This is a genomic window from Methylobacterium symbioticum (genome assembly GCF_902141845.1).
Lineage (GTDB): Bacteria > Pseudomonadota > Alphaproteobacteria > Rhizobiales > Beijerinckiaceae > Methylobacterium > Methylobacterium symbioticum.
On record NZ_CABFPH010000002.1, the window covers coordinates 1 to 16,742 of the forward strand.

Genomic DNA, 16,742 nt, shown 5'->3' on the forward strand with positions numbered 1-16,742 from the left:
GGCGCGGCGGGCGGCGGCGGCACCTCCTCGATCGCGGGCCGCGGGCCGGCCTCGCCGGCGATCTCGCCGCTCGGCGCAGCCACGGAGGCCGCGCTCTCGAAGACGGGCTGCGCCTCGGCGGCCGGCGCGTCGTCGCGGTGCTCAGTCGGGTGATCGGACACGGATGCTACCTCGCGGCCGCGGTGGGCGTGCGGGTGTTGACGGTGCGGGTCAGGGAGCCGGTGGTCCGCGGCTCGGGCGGACCCTTCTCCTTCGGCGTCGCGGTGGCGGCGAGCAGACGTCCGATCTCATCGCCGCGTTCGGGGCGGTTCGGCAGGTCCGCGAAGCGTCCGAGATGCGTGATGCCGATCGGCTCCAGCGCGAGATGCTTCTCCACCGCGGCCTGGAGACGGTCCGGCCGCGTCAGGAGCTGCCACTCGGCGCGCAGCACCGCGATGGCCTGCCGCTCCTTGTGCAGGGCCGATTTCAGCTTCGAGACCTGACCGCCCTGATAGAGCGTGTCGTACTTGGTCGAATAGGCGTAGATCGCCGAGGCGATCAGGCCGCAGACCGCGAGCAGGTTGAGCAGGCGGATCACCGGCGCCCTCCCCCACGTGCGTCAGGCAGGCTCGCCAGCGCCTCGACCGCCGCCAGCGGCGCCGGCGCGGGGGCCTCCGTGCGCTCCGCGACCCGGAGCTTGGCCGAGCGCGCACGGGGATTGCGCCGCTGCTCGTCCTCGCCCGGCAGGACCGGCCCCTTGGTCACGGGCGCGAAGCTGCGCGCGGGTGCCGCGCCCGGCAGGCCGCCGGGCAGGTGGCGCGAGCCCTGGGCCGAGCGACCGCTGCGCCCGGCGAAGAACTGCTTGACGATCCGGTCTTCCAGCGAGTGGAACGTGACCACGGCGAGACGGCCGCCGGGGCGCAAAATCCGCTCGGCGGCGTGCAGCGCGCGGACGAGCTCGCCGAGCTCGTCGTTCACGGCGATGCGCAGGGCCTGGAAGGTCCGCGTCGCCGGGTGAATGCCGGGCTCGGACCGCACCACGCCCGCGACAAGGTCGGCGAGCTGGGCGGTGGTCTCGATCCGCCCGCGGCGGCGCGCCTCGATGATGGTGCGTGCGACGGCGCGGGAACGGCGCTCCTCGCCGTAATGGTAGACGATGTCGGCGAGGTGGGATTCCTCAGCCTCGTTGACGAGATCGGCCGCGCTCGGGCCGGTGGCGGCCATGCGCATGTCGAGGGGGCCGTCGTTGCGGAAGGAGAAGCCGCGCTCGGGCCGGTCGAGCTGCATCGAGGAGACGCCGATATCGAGCACGATGCGGTCGGCGCCCGCCTCGCCGATCGCGGCGAGCAGCACGTCGAGGCTTCCGAAACAGCCCTCGATGATGCGCAGGCGCCCCGCCGATTCCGCCACGAGCGCAGCGCCCGCGGCAATGGCGGTCGGATCGCGGTCGATCGCCACGACCTGGATGTCGGGCTGGGCGGCGAGCAGGGCACGGGTATAGCCGCCGGCCCCGAACGTGCCGTCGACCGCGAGCCCGGTCTCCGGCAGCGCGAGGCTCTCGATCACCTCGTCCAGAAGAACGGGAATGTGGGGCTGAGGTGCGGAACCCGCGCTGGCGCGCATGCTCACGCCTCCCCGGAGCGGGGTCGCGCCCCGTCGCGCACGCGCTGCGGGATGGCCGGAACGGCGCCTGCGATGGGTCGGCTCATGAACACCTGTATCCGGCCGCGGCGCGGCGCGCGGATTCCCTGAGGCGTCACCTGAGATGGGGGCAGCCATGGCCCGCATCCGGGCACGCCCTGCTCTGAGGAAGGGTGAGCCCGCCGATCCGATCGACGCCGTTGACGGTATGATGCCGGGTAACATGGGCCTCGGAGGATCGTCAACGCATCTAGACTGCCGGACGGCGTCGCACGATCAGACCGGAGCAAGGTTAACCGAGCGTTATCCGGACACGCGATTTCCGGCCGTCGGGCCTAGGTCTCATCGGCACAGAAGCTTGGCAGGACACGCGATTTTCGATCGCCGCGCGCGGCGGGCGCGAATGCTTGCAGGCGGCGGCGCGAAGACTTCTGCATCGCAGCCCTGGCGGATCAGGCGGCCTGTAAGCCGGGTTCTGTAGGGCCCGGAGCGCCGGAGCGCCCGGACGTGGCAGCCATTCCTCTGGGACGGTCGTCGCCGACCGCCTCAAGCAACCAACCCGGGCGACTGGCCTGGAGAGAGGGCCTGCCCCGGTCCCGAGGAACCGGGGCGCGTCGCCCCTATTCGGTTTTGCTCCCGGTGGGGTTTGCCGTGCCGTCCGCGTTGCCGCGTCCGCGGTGCGCTCTTACCGCACCCTTTCACCCTGACCCTGCAAGCAGGGCGGTCTGCTTTCTGTGGCACTGTCCCTGGGGTCGCCCCCGCCGGAGGTTATCCGGCACCGTCTCTCCATGGAGCCCGGACTTTCCTCCCCGGGCCGAAGCCCGGAGCGGCCGCCCGGCCGCCTGATCCGGGCTGCAGATGCGCCGCCGGCCGGGCACCCGTCAAGCGCGTCCGGGACATGCCTCGCCGATGGGCATGCCTGGATATGCGGCAGATGGTTGCCCCGGATTGCCGGTGGCCCACCTCCTCCGGAGGCGCGAGCGGCGGTCCACACCGACGGCTCGCGTTCCGGAGGAGGAAACCATGACGGAAACGACCTGGAGCCTCGACACCGTGCAGACCCTGCGGACGATGGCGCGCGAGGGCATCACCCCCGAGGTGATGAGCCTGAAGCTCAAGCGGCCGGTGGAGGCCGTGCGGGCCAAGCTCGCCGAACTCGGCATCACGCCCGCGACGACCTGAGCCCGTGCGGCATCGGCCGGCTACCACGTGCCGGTATTCTCCATCGAGGCCCAGGGCTCCTGCGGCGGCTTCGCGCCGCCCTTCTGCAGGATCTCGATGGAGATCCCGTCCGGCGACTTGACGAAGGCCATGTGGCCGTCGCGCGGCGGCCGGTTGATGGTGACGCCGGCATCCTTGAGCTTCTGGCAGAAGGCGTAGATGTCATCGACCTGATAGGCGAGATGCCCGAAATTGCGCCCGCCCGTATAGGTCTCAGGGTCCCAGTTGTAGGTGAGTTCGACCAGCGGCGACTTCGTCGTCTCGGCGCGGGCGGCGTCTCCCGGGGCTGCGAGGAAGACCAGGGTGAAGCGGCCCTTCTCGTTCTCGACGCGTCGCACCTCCTTCAGGCCGAACGTGTCGACGTAGAAGGCCAGCGCCCGATCGAGGTCGGCCACGCGAACCATGGTGTGCAGGAATTCCATAGTCGAGGCATCCTTTTCTGGAAGAAAGAATTCCGATCCCCGCGCAAGGGGCCGGACAAGCTTCAACGCCGCATGCCGATCGGTCGATCCTGCTCGGACAGACCGTCAGAGTGTCCGAGCCACGGGTTTGCCGGACAGACCTTGCGGCCCGCCGACGAGGAGCACGCCGCTGGCCACGAGGACGGCCGTGAGCACCGCGAACATGCCGTGGGGACCGTAGGACGCCAGGGCGCGCAGGAGAAGGCACGGTGCCGCTGCGGAGGCGATCCGGCCGGCCGCCCAGGCCGAGGTCAGGACCGATGCTCGCAGCCGCGTGGGCAGCAGTACCGTCGCGTAGATCGATAGGATCGCACCGTAGCGTGGCAGCGCAAGCACGGGAGTCAAGCCGGGAGGATAATTCTTTTGCAGCTGGATCGGATCTGGTCGGCAGATATAAAATTCATGCCATCGAGCCTTTTTGTATTGGATGGATTCTTCTCTGGTTCGATCGCCCTCGATGCGGGATGAGATCACCCGAAACCTTGCGACTCTCGGTCGCGATGCCCCGCTAGGCGAGGCGTGGGCCGTTCGGCCATTCTCATGGTGACGACCGTGCGATCAGGATAGGCCGCGTGACGCGGCCGCTTCCGTGTCCTGCCAACACCGCACATCGCACCGGATAGAGGCGCGGAAATGATAGGATGTAAGATCGAGTGCCGCGGGGAAATCTGTTTGTGTCAAAACTAGCAGTTGTGCCTAGCGTGATCGAGACGACGAGCCATGTCGAGCCGACCTGCGCCTTCGAGTTCTGGCGCAGCACGGCGCTCGCCCGGTTCGGCGATGTCGATCCCCAGCACCCGCGCGCTCCGTTCTCAGCCAAGCGCCTGACGGTCGCACAGCCGGACTGGATCCTGACTCACACGGTGAGCAGTCCGGTCGGGCTGAATTTCAGAACCCGGCACATCGATCGCAACGCGCGGGACATGGTGGTGATCGGCGTCGGCATCGACGGGATCGGATACCAGCAGCAAGGCGAGCGCGGCACGCAACTCGGAGGCGGCGACGTGAGCATCCTCTCCCGCGGTCTTCCGTTCGTAGCCGGCACACGCAGCGCCTACGAGGAGATCCGCCTCGCCGTGCCGCGGGAGACCATCGAGACCCGGATCGGCCGCGTCGAAGCCTTCGCGGGCGGCTGCGTCGGTGAGCCGTCGACGAGCGCGGAGTTCAGGGCCTTCATGCGCAAGCTTGCCGCATCGGTCGCCTGGATGACGGAGAGCGAGGCCCAGGTCGCGATCGACGGCGCACTGCACCTGCTCGGTTGTCTCGTCCGCGACACGGACGAGCCATCCGGAACGGAGGTCTCGCAGGCGATGGCGGTCTCGCTCGCCCGCGCGCACATCGTGCGCCGGATGCACGATCCGAATCTCGATCCGCGCGCGATCCATGTCGCGCTGGGCATCTCGCGGGCACAGCTCTACCGGGCCTTCGCCGAGACCGGTGGCGTCGCGGCGGCAATCCGTGACGTGCGTCTCGACCTTGCATATCGGCGCCTGACATCGCCGCGCGATGACAAGCTGAAGGTCGCGACGATCGCCTATGGCTGCGGGTTCACCGACATTCCGACATTCAACCGCGCGTTCCGCCGCCGCTTCCACCTCTCGCCGCGCGACGTGCGAGCGAGCCGCGCCTGATCGACCACTTTGCAGGTCGGGTATCGGGGGCCGCGGCCGTGGAGCACGGACAAATTCATTGTCGATCCGTCTCCGAGGCCGTGCGAGGCCGAACTACGAAATGCCGAACACGGCAATGGAACGATTCTAAATCAATCTTCTCAGAAGAAATATAAACAATAAATCTTCGCTATATTTCGATTTGGCAAATAAGCAGACACTATACATTTATGTCGTTCTCGCGACGCTATAAGCTGTTGATTTCTGCATGCCAAGTGTGGTTACAAGCCATTCCGGGGCGTGATTGATATCGTGCTCTCGTGCAGGTTGGACGATGTGAGCCAGGGCCGGCGATTTTCAGTAATATTTCCGTATAAAACAGCACAATGAGCTCATATTTTTGAGACATGAGATCTTTTTAGAAAACATTTGAGATTTAAACCGACCGCCCCGTTTCCGTGTGTTGGAGAGCCTGCAGAATGCGAGCGTCACGGCGCGATTTCGTCAAGCTCGGTATGGCCGGCGGCATCGCGGTCACGCTGTCTCGTCTCGGCCCCGCCCAGGCAGCCTCCGGGCCGCAGCCCTTCCTCGGTCATGAGACGCTGCCTCAGACGGGTCTCGGCGGCCCGATTTCCGGGCGGATCGACGGCGTCGCGAAGGTGACGGGCGCGAAGCTCTACGCCTCCGATTTCCGGGCCTCGGACATGCCGGGCTGGCCGACCCGGACGAGCCACGCCCTGCTCGTGCGCGCCCATGACGCGAGCCATGTCTACGAGGGGCTCGACCTGGCCCGCCTCGACCCGGCCGCCGTGCCGGACGTGGTGGTGACGGCGGCCGATCTCGCGCGCCTCGGCGTGACGGTGCCGGCCTTCTACGCCGGCGACCTGCTCTGCCCGGTCGGCGAGACGCCGCTCTATCTCGGCCAGCCGGTCGCGCTCCTGCTGTTCGCGCAGTTCGACGCCTACGATCGGGCGCGGCTCGCCTTCCGCGAGGGGGGCATGCTGCGATTCGGCCGGGAGACCGGACCGCTGAAGCGGCCGAACTACGCCGCCTATCGCTTCACCCGCGTCGCCGGCGCGACGCCCGAGGCGCCCGACCTCTACGCGCCGATCCGGGAGGGCTGGATCAGCCCGGGCTTCACCGAGAGCTCCGGTCGGCCGATCTGGGCGCCGCTGCCGGTGGCCGAAGGCGGCGCCTACGCGGAGGGCGCCCGGCACGGCGAGGCGATCCGCGCGGAGCTGAAGGCGGCCGATCCGGCCGTGCTGACGCTGGAGCGCGCCTTCACCACCCAGTCGGTCGACCCGATGTTCCTGGAGCCCGAAGCCGGGCTCGCTTGGTACGAGCCGTCGTCCAAGGTGCTCGACATCGTGCTCGGCGTGCAATCGCCTTTCGAGGCGGCGGAATCGGTGGCGACGCTGCTCGGCAGCGCGCAGGCGGACCGCCGGCCTGCGCGGATCGACGCCAAGTTCGCCTATGTGGGCGGCGGCTTCGGCGGGCGCGACCACACGCCCTTCCCCCTCTACGTGGCGCTGGCGGCGCTCTTCCTGCCTAGCCGGCCGGTGCGCCTCGCCCATGACCGGTTCCAGCAGTTCCAGGGCGGCGTGAAGCGCCACGCCTTCGCCATGCGCTCGCAGATCGGGGTCGACCGGGCGAGCGGATTGATCCGCGCCTTCGCGGCCGACCACGTGCTCGACGGCGGCGGCCTCGCCAATTACTCGGCCAGCGTCGCGACGGTCGGGGCCACTGGCGCGATCGGCCTATACGACGTGCCGAAGGTCGACGTGACCACGGTGGCTGAGCACAGCCGCGGCGTCACCGCCGGGTCCATGCGCGGCTACGGCACGCTTCAGACCATGACGGCGCTGGAGACGCTGATCGACGAGGTCGCGGTCGCCTTGCCCCTCGACCCGATCGAGCTGCGCCGGCGCAACGCCCTGCCGCCCGGCGGCCGCACCATGACCGGCAACCCCTTCTCGGTCTCGGTCCGCGCCCCGGAGATCCTCGACAAGCTCGAGGCCCATTCGATCTGGCGGGACCGCGCGCTTCACCAGAGGCAGGCGCGGCCGGGCGTGCTCGTCGGCACCGGCGTCGCCTGCGCGGCCAAGGATTACGGGACCGGGGCGGATTGCTCCCTCGGCGCGGTCAGCATCGACCCCGAGGGGCGCATCGCGATCCACAGCGACGCCGTGGAGATGGGCAACGGCATCGGCACGGCACTGGCCAACCGCGTCGCCGCCCATCTCGGCCGCCGCGCCGACGCGGTGACCGTGGCACAGGTCGACGCCTTCGACGCCCTGGGCCTGCGCAGCTCGGGCGATCCCTATGCGATCAGCCAGGCCGAGCAGGACGCGGCGGCGCGCGACCCGCGCTGGGTGCCGGCGATCTCCTCGCCGACCAGCGCCTCCATTGGCGCGCAGGTGGGCACGCACGCGGCCGCAGAGGCCGCCCGCGTCGTCTTCCGGTTCGGCCTGTGGCCGGCGGCCCTGGCGCTCTGGGCGATCGATTCCGGCGATCCGCGTGCGCGCCAGTGGCGGGACGCCTACTGGCAAGGCGACAGGCTGATCCTCTCCGGCCTTCCGCCGCTGCCGCTCAAGGCCATCGCCGCCGAGGCCCACCAGCAGGGTGGCGTGACCGGGGCGATGACGCACGCCTTCTCCCGCTGGGCCTGGGCGGAGGCGACCTTCGGGCTTCCCGGCGAGGACTGGACCGCCGACATCGACGCCCTGGCGGTCCGGCGCGGCGCGGGCGGCTTCATACGGATCGACCGCCGGGCGGTCGCCTTCCCGCCGACGGAGTACAACCGCATCGGCACGGCCTTCACATCCATGTGCGGCACGGTGGTGAGGGTGGAGATCGATCGCGCCAGCGGCGCGCTCACCATCGCCAAGGCCTACAGCGTGCTCGAATGCGGCGCGGTGCTGGTGCCCCAGGTCGTGCTCGGCCAGGCGCAGGGCGGGTTCGCCATGGGGGTCGGCTACGCCCTGCTGGAGACCCTGCCGCCCTTCGAGGACGGGCCCGGCAACGGCCAGTGGAATCTCGGCCGCTACCTGGTGGCGCGCGGCTCCGACCTGCCCCTGCACGACCTCGAGATCGAGGTCCTGCCGCCGCTCTCGCCGCGCGAGCCGCCCAAGGGCATGGCGGAGGTGGTGATGATTCCGGTGGTGCCGGCGCTGCTCAACGCCATCCATGCGGCGACCGGCCACCGCTTCCAGTCGCTGCCGGTGACCCAGGCGATGATCAAGGGAGTTCTGGGGTGACGACGATCTCGCTCACGATCAACGGGCGCCCGCAAGGCCCGGTCGCGATCCGCGACGACCTGACCATGAACGACTTCCTGCGTGAGGTGCTGGGCATGACCGGCACCAAATTCGGCTGCGGGGCGGCGCAGTGCCTGAGCTGTGCGGTCATCATCGACGAGGCCGACGGCACCAGCGCGACGATGCCGACCTGCATCGCGCCGGCCGTGTCGTTCGACGGGAAGGCGATCCGCACCGTCGAGGGCCATGCCCGGGACGGCCGCCTGACGCCCCTGCAGGCGCGCTTCATCGAGCATTTCGCGTTCCAGTGCGGCTACTGCACCCCGGGCTTCCTCAACGAAGGCCAGGTGCTGCTGGAGCGCCTGGAGAAGGCGCCAATCGCCCGCGCCGACCTGGAGCGGGTGGTGGCCGAGGCGCTGGACGGGCATCTCTGCCGCTGCTCGGGCTACGTGAAGTATCACGAGGCGGTGCGCGCGGTGATCCTCGCCGACCCCGCCCGCTACCTCGCCTGAGGGACGTGCCGATGCGCATCGGTCTCCTCGCGCCGCAGCGTTGGGCCTCGCCGGCCTTCTCGCCGGCACCCTGGCGAGCCGGGGCGGCCGCGACGGGCCGTCCTCCGCCCTGGCCAGCCCCGAAAGCTTCGCCGGGATCGCCGATTCCCGGGCGCGCTCGGCGGCGACCTTCACCGAGCTCGGCCGGGTGCTGACCCATCCGCGCTGCACCAACTGTCACCCGGCCGGGGACCGGCCGCGGCAGGGCGACGAGGCCCGGCCGCATCAGCCGCCGGTCTTCCGGGGCGCGGACGGCCACGGCCTCCCGGCCTTGCGCTGCGCCCGCTGTCACGGGCCGGCCAACTTCGACCCGGTCGGCCTGCCCGGCCATCCGGTCTGGCACCTCGCCCCGGCGGAGATGGCCTGGGAGGGCCGGAGCGTCGCGGCGATCTGCGCGCAAATCACGGACCCGGCCCGCAACGGCGGCCGCTCGCTGCAGGATCTCGTCGCGCATATCGGCGACGACAGCCTCGTCGTCTGGGCCTGGGCGCCGGGCCGCGGGCGCAGCCCGGCGCCCGGCACTCAGAAGCAGACCGAGGCGCTCGTCGAAGCCTGGATCGCCAGTGGCGCCGCCTGCCCCTGACACGCCGTCCGAGAACCCTGGGAGCGGGCGCGGCAATGCCGCCGGGCCCGCGGATGAGACCTGCCTGTCGCGACCTGGAGCCTTCGATGAAGAGGACAGACTTGAGCCGCCTCGCCCCACTGCGCCGCCGCTGGTCCGCTGCGACGCTGTCTGGCGCCCTCGCGCTCGCCATCGGCGCGGCCCAGGCGCAGCCGGAGATCCCGGCCTATATGGACGTCATCGTCGGCGCCCGGGTGCCGACGCCGGCACAGGCCGCGCGGCAGGACGTGCTGGCTCTCAACACCGGCATGTTCGACCTCTACGCCGATGCCGGCCGGCTGGTGCAGGCGAGCTTCCTCGCGCAGCACCCGGTGATCCTCGGCCTGTTCTCCGGCGCGGGCGGCCGCTTCCTGCTCTACCGGCCGGGCCAGGCGCCCTTGGAGGCGCCGACGGTGCCCGACGTCTACCAACTGCTCAAGTCGGTCGCGCATAGCGTGATGGCCCTCGGCGTCGTGGTCGGCCCGCATATCGGCAAGACCGACGATGCCTCCTGGCAGCCGCAGGTGCGCGCCTACCGGGTGCGTCTGCAGGCGGCCCTCGACAGCCTCGACAAGACCAGCATGCCCGAGGCCTGGCGCGCCAACAATCGCGCCCTGATCGCCGAGAACATCGCCTTCATCGATCGGGTCGCCGCCGCGAAGGTGGTGAGCTTCGCCGAGATGCAGGCCTTCGCCGCGGCGCAGAAGGACCGCCTGAAGCTCAACATCCGCTGGGCTGCCGACACGCAGGTGAAGCACTGGATGGGTGTGCTCGCCGAGTGGAAGCAGCACCTCGGAGCGGACTGGTCGAAGGTCTATGCGGCGAGCAACACCATCTACGTCGCGCGCCAGAACAACGTGCTCTACAGCGTTCTGGCCCAGTTCTTCACTCCGGAGGACATCAACACGCGCCTGATGCTGATCGAGACCGTGTCCTTCACCACCACGCCGCAGGACATGCTCGATTCGCTCACTCGCATCATCGCCGACCGCACCGTGGGCGAGACCTTCTTCGGCAGCCGATACCTGATGGATTACGAACTCATGGGGGGCGACGCCCGCGACTCCATCGTCGCCGAGACCGAGGCCCGGGGGTTGCCCACCCATCTGCCGCCCAAGGTTCCGTTCGGCTCCCATCAATGGCCGACCCTGATCACCACCGGCCCGGGCCCGGCCTCGCTCGCAGATCTGCCCTGAGAGCCTGTTTGAGGCCCTCTGCCGGCCGTCCCGATCGCTCCTGTGTCGCGACCCCATTCCGCCTGCATCGCCAGCCTCATGGCCGCCAACGCCCTCAACAATCCCGCCCGACATCATCAGGTCGAACAGGCTCTGAGAATCTGGCTGTGGCCCGGGGCGGACGCCACACTCTCTTGGCGCCGGTCTGGCCCAGGACGGAAGATCGTCGCTGCTGGCCTCGGCCGCCCTGATTATTGACTGATCGTTCCATAATGAGCTAATGGTCGCCCATGGCAAGGCCGAAGGCATTCGACACAGATGCGGCGCTCGATGCGGCGCTCGGCGTGTTCCGCGAGCACGGGTTCGAAGGCACCTCCGCCGAGATGCTCGTGGAGGCGATGAAGATCGGCCGGCAGAGCCTGTACGACACGTTCGGGGACAAGTGGCGCCTCTATCAGGCGGCCTTGCAGCGCTACTGTCAGACGGAGGGGCAAGCGCATATCGCAGCGTTGCGTGGGCCGTCACGAGCCTGCGACGGCCTCCGCGCCATGGTCGAACGGGTGGTGGCCGAGGCTCACCAAGCCTGTCTCGGTGTCGGCTCGACCTGCGAGTTCGGGCAGGCCAAGCCGGAATTGAACACGATCAAGGTCGCGGCCGACCGCGTTCTGCGGGCGGCGATCACCGAGCGGGTTCGCGAGGCGCAGTCCGATGGCGATCTCGCCGCCGATCTCAAGCCGGACGAGATCGTGGACTTCCTCTACGCGGCCTTTGCCGGGATGCGTGTCGCCGCACGCGGGGGTGCCGCCCCATCGCAGCTGGACGCTCTCGGACGGACCACCCTTCGAGCCCTGCGCTGAACGGGGGCCTTTTTTTTGGCCGATTATTGAACGTCCATTCCATTAAAGATCGGCAATGATGACTGGAAGGAGGAAGGCGGGAGCAAAGTCCGCGCTGGTCTTCGCCGCCCCGAGATGACCGCACCCGCGACCGCCCCGAGACGCGGATCGGTCGTGGCGAGCCCCTTTCATCGCGACATCGGCAACATGGAGGACTGAGACATGCCTGAGCAGGGAAACTGGACTCGCAGAACCTGGATGAAGACTGCCGGAGCACTCGTGCTGTCAGCGCCTGCCGTGCAGGCAGGGGGCGCCGCTGGACAGGCGGCGAAGGCACAATCCGGCACGCTTCCGATTGCCGAGGCCGGCTCACTGGTCTCCTTCGGGCCCTTGAAGCAGGTCGCGGCCGGGGATCTGAACGTCGCCTATGTCGAGGCCGGTCCGCCGAATGGGCGGCCGGTTCTGCTGCTTCACGGCTGGCCCTACGACATCCACAGCTACATCGACGTGGCGCCGCGTCTGGCCTCGGCGGGCTACCGGGTCCTGATCCCCTTCCTGCGCGGATACGGCGCCACCCGCTTCCTCTCGGACGCCACGCCGCGCAACGGCCAGCAGGCGGCCCTCGCCGTCGATGCGCTGGAATTCCTGAACGCCCTGAAGATCGAGCGGGCACTCGTCGCGGGCTACGATTGGGGTGCGCGCACCGCCTGCATCCTGGCCGCGCTCTGGCCGGAGCGCTGCACGGGGCTCGTCTCGGTCAGCGGCTACCTGATCGGCAGTCAGCAGGCGAATGCGCTGCCGCTGCCGCCCAAGGCCGAGTTGCAATGGTGGTACCAGTTCTACTTCGCGACCGAGCGGGGGCGCGAGGGCTACGCCCGCTACACGAGCGACTTCGTCCGGCTGATCTGGGAACTCGCGTCGCCGAAATGGCAGTTCGGCGACGACACCTTCGCCCGTTCGGCCCCGGCCTTCGAGAACCCCGATCATGTGGCCATCTCCATCCACAATTACCGCTGGAGGCTGGGGCTGGCGCAGGGCGAGGCCCGCTTCGACGCGATCGAGCGCACGCTGGCCGGGTTCCCGACGATCGGCGTGCCGACAGTCACGATGGAGGGCGATGCGAACGGGGCTCCCCATCCCGAGCCCTCGGCTTATGCCAGGAAGTTCACGGGCCGCTACGAGCATCGCCTGATCACCGGCGGCATTGGACACAATCTTCCGCAGGAGGCGCCGCAGGCTTTCGCTCAGGCGGTGATCGATGTCGATGGCGCCTGATCTCCGCCCGCGCCGGTATCGGCCCGTCTCAGCCGCATTCCTCGTCTCGGGTCTCGCGCTCGCCGCGACGGCTCAGGAAGCCGGCAAGCCTGCCGCGCCGATCTTCGGCGTCACCGTCCCGGACGGCTACCGGGCCTGGCAGCTCATCGCGCCCGCGCTGGAGGGAGAGCCGCTCAACGAGCTGCGCGCCGTTCTCGGCAATGACGTCGCGGTGTACGCCTACACCAGGGCCACGCTGCCCTTCCCCGACGGCACGATCCTGGTGAAGCTCGCTTGGCGGCACCAGCCCTCGGCCGACTTCGAGCCGGCGACCGTGCCGGGCCGGGCGACCACCGTGCAGGTGATGGTGAAGGATGCCCGACGCTACCCGGAGACGGGCGGGTGGGGCTTCGGACGCTTCGTCGATGGCAAGCCGGTCGATGAAGCGCAACACCGGACCTGCTTCGCCTGCCACGAGGCCCGTGTGAAGGATCGGGATTACGTCTTCACGCGCTATGCCCGCTGACCCACCACCCGCCGGGCTTGGATTGCCCGGCGGCTTGTCACCGCATGCCTTCATCCCTGCGGTCCGAACCGGCGTCCGGACCGTAGTGCTCACCAGAGAGCGACTGGCAGGCTGCTCTACGGTCTCATCGATGGGATGAGGGTGCACGATCTCGACCCCGGTCGTTCGTCGGGTCGCCGAGTTTGCCGCCCTGAGCCACCGCTGGCTCGGAATGGACCGCTTCTGCGGATCGTGTGGTCGTGATGAACGAGGCGCCGTACAAAGTCACGGCACCGATCAAGACCAGAGAGAGTGTCAAGCGCACGCAATATCCTTCCCCGGATCGAAGATCGGTAGCCTAAAACCATACAACCACGGCAGGCTTAACGCTTCGGGTCGGGCTTCACGCCACGCGGAGCGGCCTTGCGAGGCTCCTTGGCGTTTAGCGGGGCAGGCTTATCAGCGAGCAGGCGCTTGACGCGCTCATTGAAATCTTCGGGCGAAACCGACGCAGCGCGGCCGGTATTTGGTATGCGCGCCATGATTGGCCTCCGCATCGTTGCCCAAGGCACGGGAATGCGCGGAGGGATGAGACTGACTTGGGTATGCGTGCACCCGCTTACGAGGGCGACGCCGACAGATTGATCCGCAGGCGCCGCATCGATCTCATACGGATCACGGAGGCCATGGACCGGTCAGAGGCCAGAAAGCCCGAGAACCACCATCCGGTCGATCGGCGCGGTCATGATCGAGGATCCGGTTGGGCAGCGGCCGCCGTCGCGTATGTGCGGCCGCAGATCGGCCCCTCCATCAAGCGAGCGTGAGATCGCTTTCCCGCATCGCACGCTCGCCGGCGGTCGATCTGACCCGGTAGGACGGCTCGCCTGAGCGGTCCTCAGGCATCAGCCGGACCACTTCGAAGAGATCGCCCAGCGCACTCTTGGAATCGGCATAGACGGCGTTGATCAGCCGTACGCGTTGTCCGACCTTGAACTTGTGTGCCATTTGCTGATCTCCAGGGCTGGGCCGGCTCGCTCGGCACTTTGCTTATCGGCGCGCCTTCACCTTCGCTTTGCGAGCGGCGAACCGCGCATCGCGAATGGCCTTCTGCTCGGCAGCAAGGGCGATTTGCCGTTCCGCTTTCTCGGCCGCCTGGCGTGCGGCTTCGGCCGCTTCGCGCTCCCGGGCGGCGCGTGCCTCGGCCTCCCGCTGGGCCTCGGCAACGAGACGAGCCGCCTCACGCTCGCTGGCCCGGATCTCGCGCGCCTGGACGATGGCGCGTCGCGCAGCCTGTCGAGCGAGGACAGCCGGGTCATCCGCCGCAGGGCGTGCCCGCAGTCGGGCTATGGTCGCCTGTCGCGCCTTCGCGGCCGCCTCCAGGCGATCAACGAGCTGGTTCGCTTTGAATTGTCCCACGTATCGTCCTTATCCGCACCGCATCTGAGCGGTCATGGCTGGGCGTCGACGAAGCCGACCCCGTGCGGGAGCGACTTCGAAATTGTTGGGCCTGGAAAGGAGAGGCTCAGGCCGCTTGCAGCTGACCAGCCGATTCCTTGCCGGACTTGCGATCCTTCTCGATCTCGTAGGAGATCTTCTGGCCCTCGACGAGAGTGCGCATGTTGGCCCGCTCAACCGCGGAGATGTGGACGAAGACGTCCTTGCCGCCGTCGTCGGGCTGGATGAAGCCGTATCCCTTGGTCTCGTTGAACCACTTCACGGTGCCAGTGCTCATCGGTATCCTCTTTGGGTCGTTGACGTTGACAATGGTGTCGGCGGGGCACGCCACGCTCAGCCGAGTGCGTCGAGAACGATCTTGCGCAGCTCTTCGCGAGTCAGGCCGCCGGGTTGCGGCTTCCAGGACGCCTTCGCGACCGGTGCAGCTTTGTTGTTTTGCGGGCGCAGTTGTCCTGCTGTGGGCGTTTGTTCCGGTATCTGATGCATGTTCATCCATGACCACGCTGAAGTAGATCAGGCGTGGCGTGTACAATGAGACCCTGCGCGGTTTTCGCACAGGGAAGCGCCGCAAGAGGTGCAGCGATCAAACGTCGATTGAAGCGGGGAACCGGACTCGGCGCTCGATCAGGAGCAAGAGAGCGGGCCGAATTGATCTCATCCGATGCACGTGATGTAGCCCCAAAGCCCGAGATTTTCAAGCGCTAGGCCATTGCCCGATCGAAAAATGCTGACATTCTCGGAGAGTGGGCCAAATTTTGCGTTTCAATTCGCGATATTTTTCAGTCCTCTAGGGCTGTGAGGAACGGCGCATGCGATTGAGCAGGTGGCGATATCTGCGTCGAAGATGCCCCTGAACGCCCCCTCACGTCGAAGAAGCGGGTGAGGAAGCGGGAGTGGTCCGGCCGAGCCACGGCGCTGCCGATACGCAATGGCGGCGACCGGTGTTCAGGCGGTCTCTACCCGTGATGCGGCGCCCTGCCGCCCGGAGGTCGAGGGGCTGCCCCGCAATGTTTTGCTGTCGGGCATCGCCGAGCTTGCAGAGGCTGTCAGCGACCGGATTGGCAGCCCAGCGGCCTCCTGCAGGTACGACGAAAGACCTCGGCCTTTCGGCCTAGTGTCCGGCAAAATCTGGCAAAAAATCAGTATTGGGAACGTGCCGTCATTGAATGAATTGTTGTCGGGGGTTTCAGGAGAAGAGGCTGCCATGCGACGCCTGTTGTCCATTGTCTTATTCAGTGCTCTCCCAGCGGGTGTGCTGGCGCAGGAGGATGCGGCCAATGACCCTGCGCCGCAGGGCATGACGAAGCCTCCTGCTCCGGCCGTGACGGCGCATTCCGAGGCCCTCGACCGGCTCCAGGCCCTGCCGAAGCCTGCCGCGCAGAAGGACCTGAACACGTTCGACCTCGCCTCGGCGCATCGCGAGCGGGCGGCCTCGATGGAGGAGAAGACGAACGGCCTGTGGCAATCCTGGCTGGTCTCGGTCTGCGAGGGGTGCGGACCCGATGGCCGGCGCTTCACCGACCAGAGCGGCGAGGCCTATGTCCGGAGGCTTCGCGCGCAGCAGGACAGGAACGCGACGGACCGGCCGCGCTACACCTATTCCTATCCGTCCGGTGGCGATCGATCCGGGCGGATCGACAATGTCGCCTCCCATCTGACGAACGAGAACATCGACCAGATTCGGCGCGATCCCAATCGGTGATTGGGGCGACCGCGAGAGCCGGTGCCTCGACGCGCCCTCTTCCGCCGATCCGCCGGCCTCCACCGCGGCTGAGCGCGTGCTCGGACGGCGCCGGCGTCTCATAGGAGATCAGATGGATCCTTTCGGGATGTCGGCGTCGCTCAGGCGGCCTTCTCGTCGGGTCGATCCTGCATGGCGGCGAGCGGTGCCTCCCGGCGGCAGATGAGGCCGGTCGGCGCAGAGGTGAGCTTCACCGCGCCGCCGACCTCGGTGGCGAATCTGCGCTCGACCAGGCGCGAGCCGAAGCCTTCGCGGGTGGGCTGCACGAGCACGGGTGGGCCGCCCGGCTCGGACGAGGTCAGGCAGAGGCGGGCGGCATCGTCTCCGTGCACCACGTGCCAGCGCAGGTCGATCACGCCTTTGGTGTCCGGTCCGTCCGGAACCGACGGGCGTCGTGGCCGTCATGCCAGGACGGACGTCGCCGACCGCAGGCGAAGTCACGGGGCATGGTCGGC

General features: G+C 68.3%; 18 protein-coding genes, 1 other RNA gene and 1 pseudogene. 10 read left to right on the forward strand and 10 right to left on the reverse strand.

Features of this window, described 5'->3' with window-relative positions; translation table 11 throughout:
* Window positions 1-166: 166 nt before the first annotated feature.
* The 3 genes from ftsL to rnpB all read right to left on the reverse strand — a co-directional run bounded on the left by ftsL (window position 167) and on the right by rnpB (window position 2,466).
* Window positions 167-577: a cell division protein FtsL gene (gene ftsL / locus MET9862_RS00855; RefSeq protein ID WP_142581224.1), complete on the reverse strand. Its 411-nt coding sequence runs from the start codon at window positions 575-577 to the stop codon at window positions 167-169.
* Window positions 574-1,602, reverse strand: a complete 1,029-nt coding sequence (gene rsmH / locus MET9862_RS00860; protein ID WP_142581225.1) for a 16S rRNA (cytosine(1402)-N(4))-methyltransferase RsmH — start codon at window positions 1,600-1,602, stop codon at window positions 574-576. The genes ftsL and rsmH overlap by 4 nt, the downstream gene beginning before the upstream one ends.
* Window positions 1,603-2,068: 466 nt before the next feature.
* Window positions 2,069-2,466: RNase P RNA component class A (rnpB, locus tag MET9862_RS00865), an RNA gene on the reverse strand.
* A gap of 177 nt (window positions 2,467-2,643) precedes the next feature.
* Here rnpB and MET9862_RS29100 point away from each other — a divergent pair.
* Window positions 2,644-2,802: a hypothetical protein gene (locus MET9862_RS29100; RefSeq protein WP_185156707.1), complete on the forward strand. Its 159-nt coding sequence runs from the start codon at window positions 2,644-2,646 to the stop codon at window positions 2,800-2,802.
* A gap of 20 nt (window positions 2,803-2,822) precedes the next feature.
* Here the strand turns inward: MET9862_RS29100 and gloA are convergent, their stop codons facing one another.
* Window positions 2,823-3,263 carry a lactoylglutathione lyase gene (gene gloA, locus MET9862_RS00870; protein WP_142581226.1) on the reverse strand — a complete coding sequence of 147 codons (441 nt, stop codon included), beginning with the start codon at window positions 3,261-3,263 and terminating at the stop codon, window positions 2,823-2,825.
* 105 nt (window positions 3,264-3,368) lie between these two features.
* Entirely contained in the window at window positions 3,369-3,638 is a 270-nt protein-coding gene (locus MET9862_RS00875) for a hypothetical protein (protein WP_142581227.1), read from the reverse strand.
* A 365-nt stretch (window positions 3,639-4,003) separates the two neighbouring features.
* Here MET9862_RS00875 and MET9862_RS00880 point away from each other — a divergent pair, with 365 nt between their 5' ends.
* The 8 genes from MET9862_RS00880 (at window position 4,004) to MET9862_RS00915 (ending at window position 13,112) form a co-directional block, all read left to right on the forward strand.
* Window positions 4,004-4,933 (forward strand): helix-turn-helix domain-containing protein, encoded by a 930-nt coding sequence (locus MET9862_RS00880; RefSeq protein WP_244612510.1) that lies wholly within the window; start codon window positions 4,004-4,006, stop codon window positions 4,931-4,933.
* Window positions 4,934-5,391: 458 nt separating this feature from the next.
* Complete coding sequence (locus tag MET9862_RS00885) at window positions 5,392-8,169, forward strand: xanthine dehydrogenase family protein molybdopterin-binding subunit (protein WP_142581229.1); 2,778 nt, start codon at window positions 5,392-5,394, stop codon at window positions 8,167-8,169.
* Complete coding sequence (locus MET9862_RS00890) at window positions 8,166-8,681, forward strand: (2Fe-2S)-binding protein (protein WP_142581230.1); 516 nt, start codon at window positions 8,166-8,168, stop codon at window positions 8,679-8,681. The genes MET9862_RS00885 and MET9862_RS00890 overlap by 4 nt, the downstream gene beginning before the upstream one ends.
* Window positions 8,682-8,721: 40 nt before the next feature.
* Window positions 8,722-9,303: an Isoquinoline 1-oxidoreductase subunit gene (locus tag MET9862_RS00895; RefSeq protein ID WP_142581231.1), complete on the forward strand. Its 582-nt coding sequence runs from the start codon at window positions 8,722-8,724 to the stop codon at window positions 9,301-9,303.
* Between the two features lie 86 nt (window positions 9,304-9,389).
* Window positions 9,390-10,517 (forward strand): hypothetical protein, encoded by a 1,128-nt coding sequence (locus tag MET9862_RS00900; RefSeq protein WP_244612511.1) that lies wholly within the window; start codon window positions 9,390-9,392, stop codon window positions 10,515-10,517.
* A gap of 269 nt (window positions 10,518-10,786) precedes the next feature.
* Window positions 10,787-11,353, forward strand: coding sequence for a TetR/AcrR family transcriptional regulator (locus MET9862_RS00905; RefSeq protein WP_142581232.1), 567 nt, complete (start codon window positions 10,787-10,789; stop codon window positions 11,351-11,353).
* Window positions 11,354-11,554: 201 nt separating this feature from the next.
* Window positions 11,555-12,607 carry an alpha/beta fold hydrolase gene (locus MET9862_RS00910; RefSeq protein ID WP_142581233.1) on the forward strand — a complete coding sequence of 351 codons (1,053 nt, stop codon included), beginning with the start codon at window positions 11,555-11,557 and terminating at the stop codon, window positions 12,605-12,607.
* Window positions 12,591-13,112: a cytochrome P460 family protein gene (locus MET9862_RS00915; protein ID WP_185156708.1), complete on the forward strand. Its 522-nt coding sequence runs from the start codon at window positions 12,591-12,593 to the stop codon at window positions 13,110-13,112. Before MET9862_RS00910 ends, MET9862_RS00915 begins: the two co-directional genes overlap by 17 nt.
* 789 nt (window positions 13,113-13,901) lie before the next feature.
* On the opposite strand, the gene MET9862_RS00920 is transcribed toward MET9862_RS00915, so the two are convergent.
* The 4 genes from MET9862_RS00920 to MET9862_RS29105 form a co-directional block, all read right to left on the reverse strand.
* Window positions 13,902-14,096, reverse strand: coding sequence for a hypothetical protein (locus MET9862_RS00920; RefSeq protein ID WP_142581235.1), 195 nt, complete (start codon window positions 14,094-14,096; stop codon window positions 13,902-13,904).
* Between the two features lie 42 nt (window positions 14,097-14,138).
* Entirely contained in the window at window positions 14,139-14,507 is a 369-nt protein-coding gene (locus tag MET9862_RS00925; protein WP_142581236.1) for a DUF6481 family protein, read from the reverse strand.
* Window positions 14,508-14,613: 106 nt separating this feature from the next.
* Window positions 14,614-14,823 carry a cold-shock protein gene (locus MET9862_RS00930; RefSeq protein WP_142581237.1) on the reverse strand — a complete coding sequence of 70 codons (210 nt, stop codon included), beginning with the start codon at window positions 14,821-14,823 and terminating at the stop codon, window positions 14,614-14,616.
* Window positions 14,824-14,879: 56 nt separating this feature from the next.
* A complete protein-coding gene (locus MET9862_RS29105; RefSeq protein WP_185156711.1) occupies window positions 14,880-15,032 on the reverse strand; it encodes a hypothetical protein in 153 nt (50 codons plus the stop codon).
* A gap of 442 nt (window positions 15,033-15,474) precedes the next feature.
* Between MET9862_RS29105 and MET9862_RS00935 the strand changes: the two genes are divergently transcribed.
* A complete protein-coding gene (locus MET9862_RS00935) occupies window positions 15,475-16,248 on the forward strand; it encodes a hypothetical protein (RefSeq protein ID WP_142581238.1) in 774 nt (257 codons plus the stop codon).
* 140 nt (window positions 16,249-16,388) lie between these two features.
* On the opposite strand, the pseudogene MET9862_RS00940 reads toward MET9862_RS00935, so the two are convergent.
* Window positions 16,389-16,646, reverse strand: a pseudogene (locus MET9862_RS00940) (histidine kinase); the annotation flags it as partial.
* Between the last annotated feature and the right edge of the window lie 96 nt (window positions 16,647-16,742).

Excerpts from the sequence above, each read along its gene's own strand:
- rsmH (WP_142581225.1), bottom strand. The coding sequence starts at position 1,602 with ATGCGCGCCAGCGCGGGTTCCGCACCTCAGCCCCACATTCCCGTTCTT.
- MET9862_RS29100 (WP_185156707.1), top strand. The coding sequence starts at position 2,644 with ATGACGGAAACGACCTGGAGCCTCGACACCGTGCAGACCCTGCGGACG.
- gloA (WP_142581226.1), bottom strand. The coding sequence starts at position 3,263 with ATGGAATTCCTGCACACCATGGTTCGCGTGGCCGACCTCGATCGGGCG.
- MET9862_RS00885 (WP_142581229.1), top strand. The coding sequence starts at position 5,392 with ATGCGAGCGTCACGGCGCGATTTCGTCAAGCTCGGTATGGCCGGCGGC.
- MET9862_RS00900 (WP_244612511.1), top strand. The coding sequence starts at position 9,390 with ATGAAGAGGACAGACTTGAGCCGCCTCGCCCCACTGCGCCGCCGCTGG.
- MET9862_RS00905 (WP_142581232.1), top strand. The coding sequence starts at position 10,787 with ATGGCAAGGCCGAAGGCATTCGACACAGATGCGGCGCTCGATGCGGCG.
- MET9862_RS00910 (WP_142581233.1), top strand. The coding sequence starts at position 11,555 with ATGCCTGAGCAGGGAAACTGGACTCGCAGAACCTGGATGAAGACTGCC.
- MET9862_RS00915 (WP_185156708.1), top strand. The coding sequence starts at position 12,591 with ATGTCGATGGCGCCTGATCTCCGCCCGCGCCGGTATCGGCCCGTCTCA.
- MET9862_RS00920 (WP_142581235.1), bottom strand. The coding sequence starts at position 14,096 with ATGGCACACAAGTTCAAGGTCGGACAACGCGTACGGCTGATCAACGCC.
- MET9862_RS00930 (WP_142581237.1), bottom strand. The coding sequence starts at position 14,823 with ATGAGCACTGGCACCGTGAAGTGGTTCAACGAGACCAAGGGATACGGC.
- MET9862_RS29105 (WP_185156711.1), bottom strand. The coding sequence starts at position 15,032 with ATGCATCAGATACCGGAACAAACGCCCACAGCAGGACAACTGCGCCCG.
- MET9862_RS00935 (WP_142581238.1), top strand. The coding sequence starts at position 15,475 with ATGGCGGCGACCGGTGTTCAGGCGGTCTCTACCCGTGATGCGGCGCCC.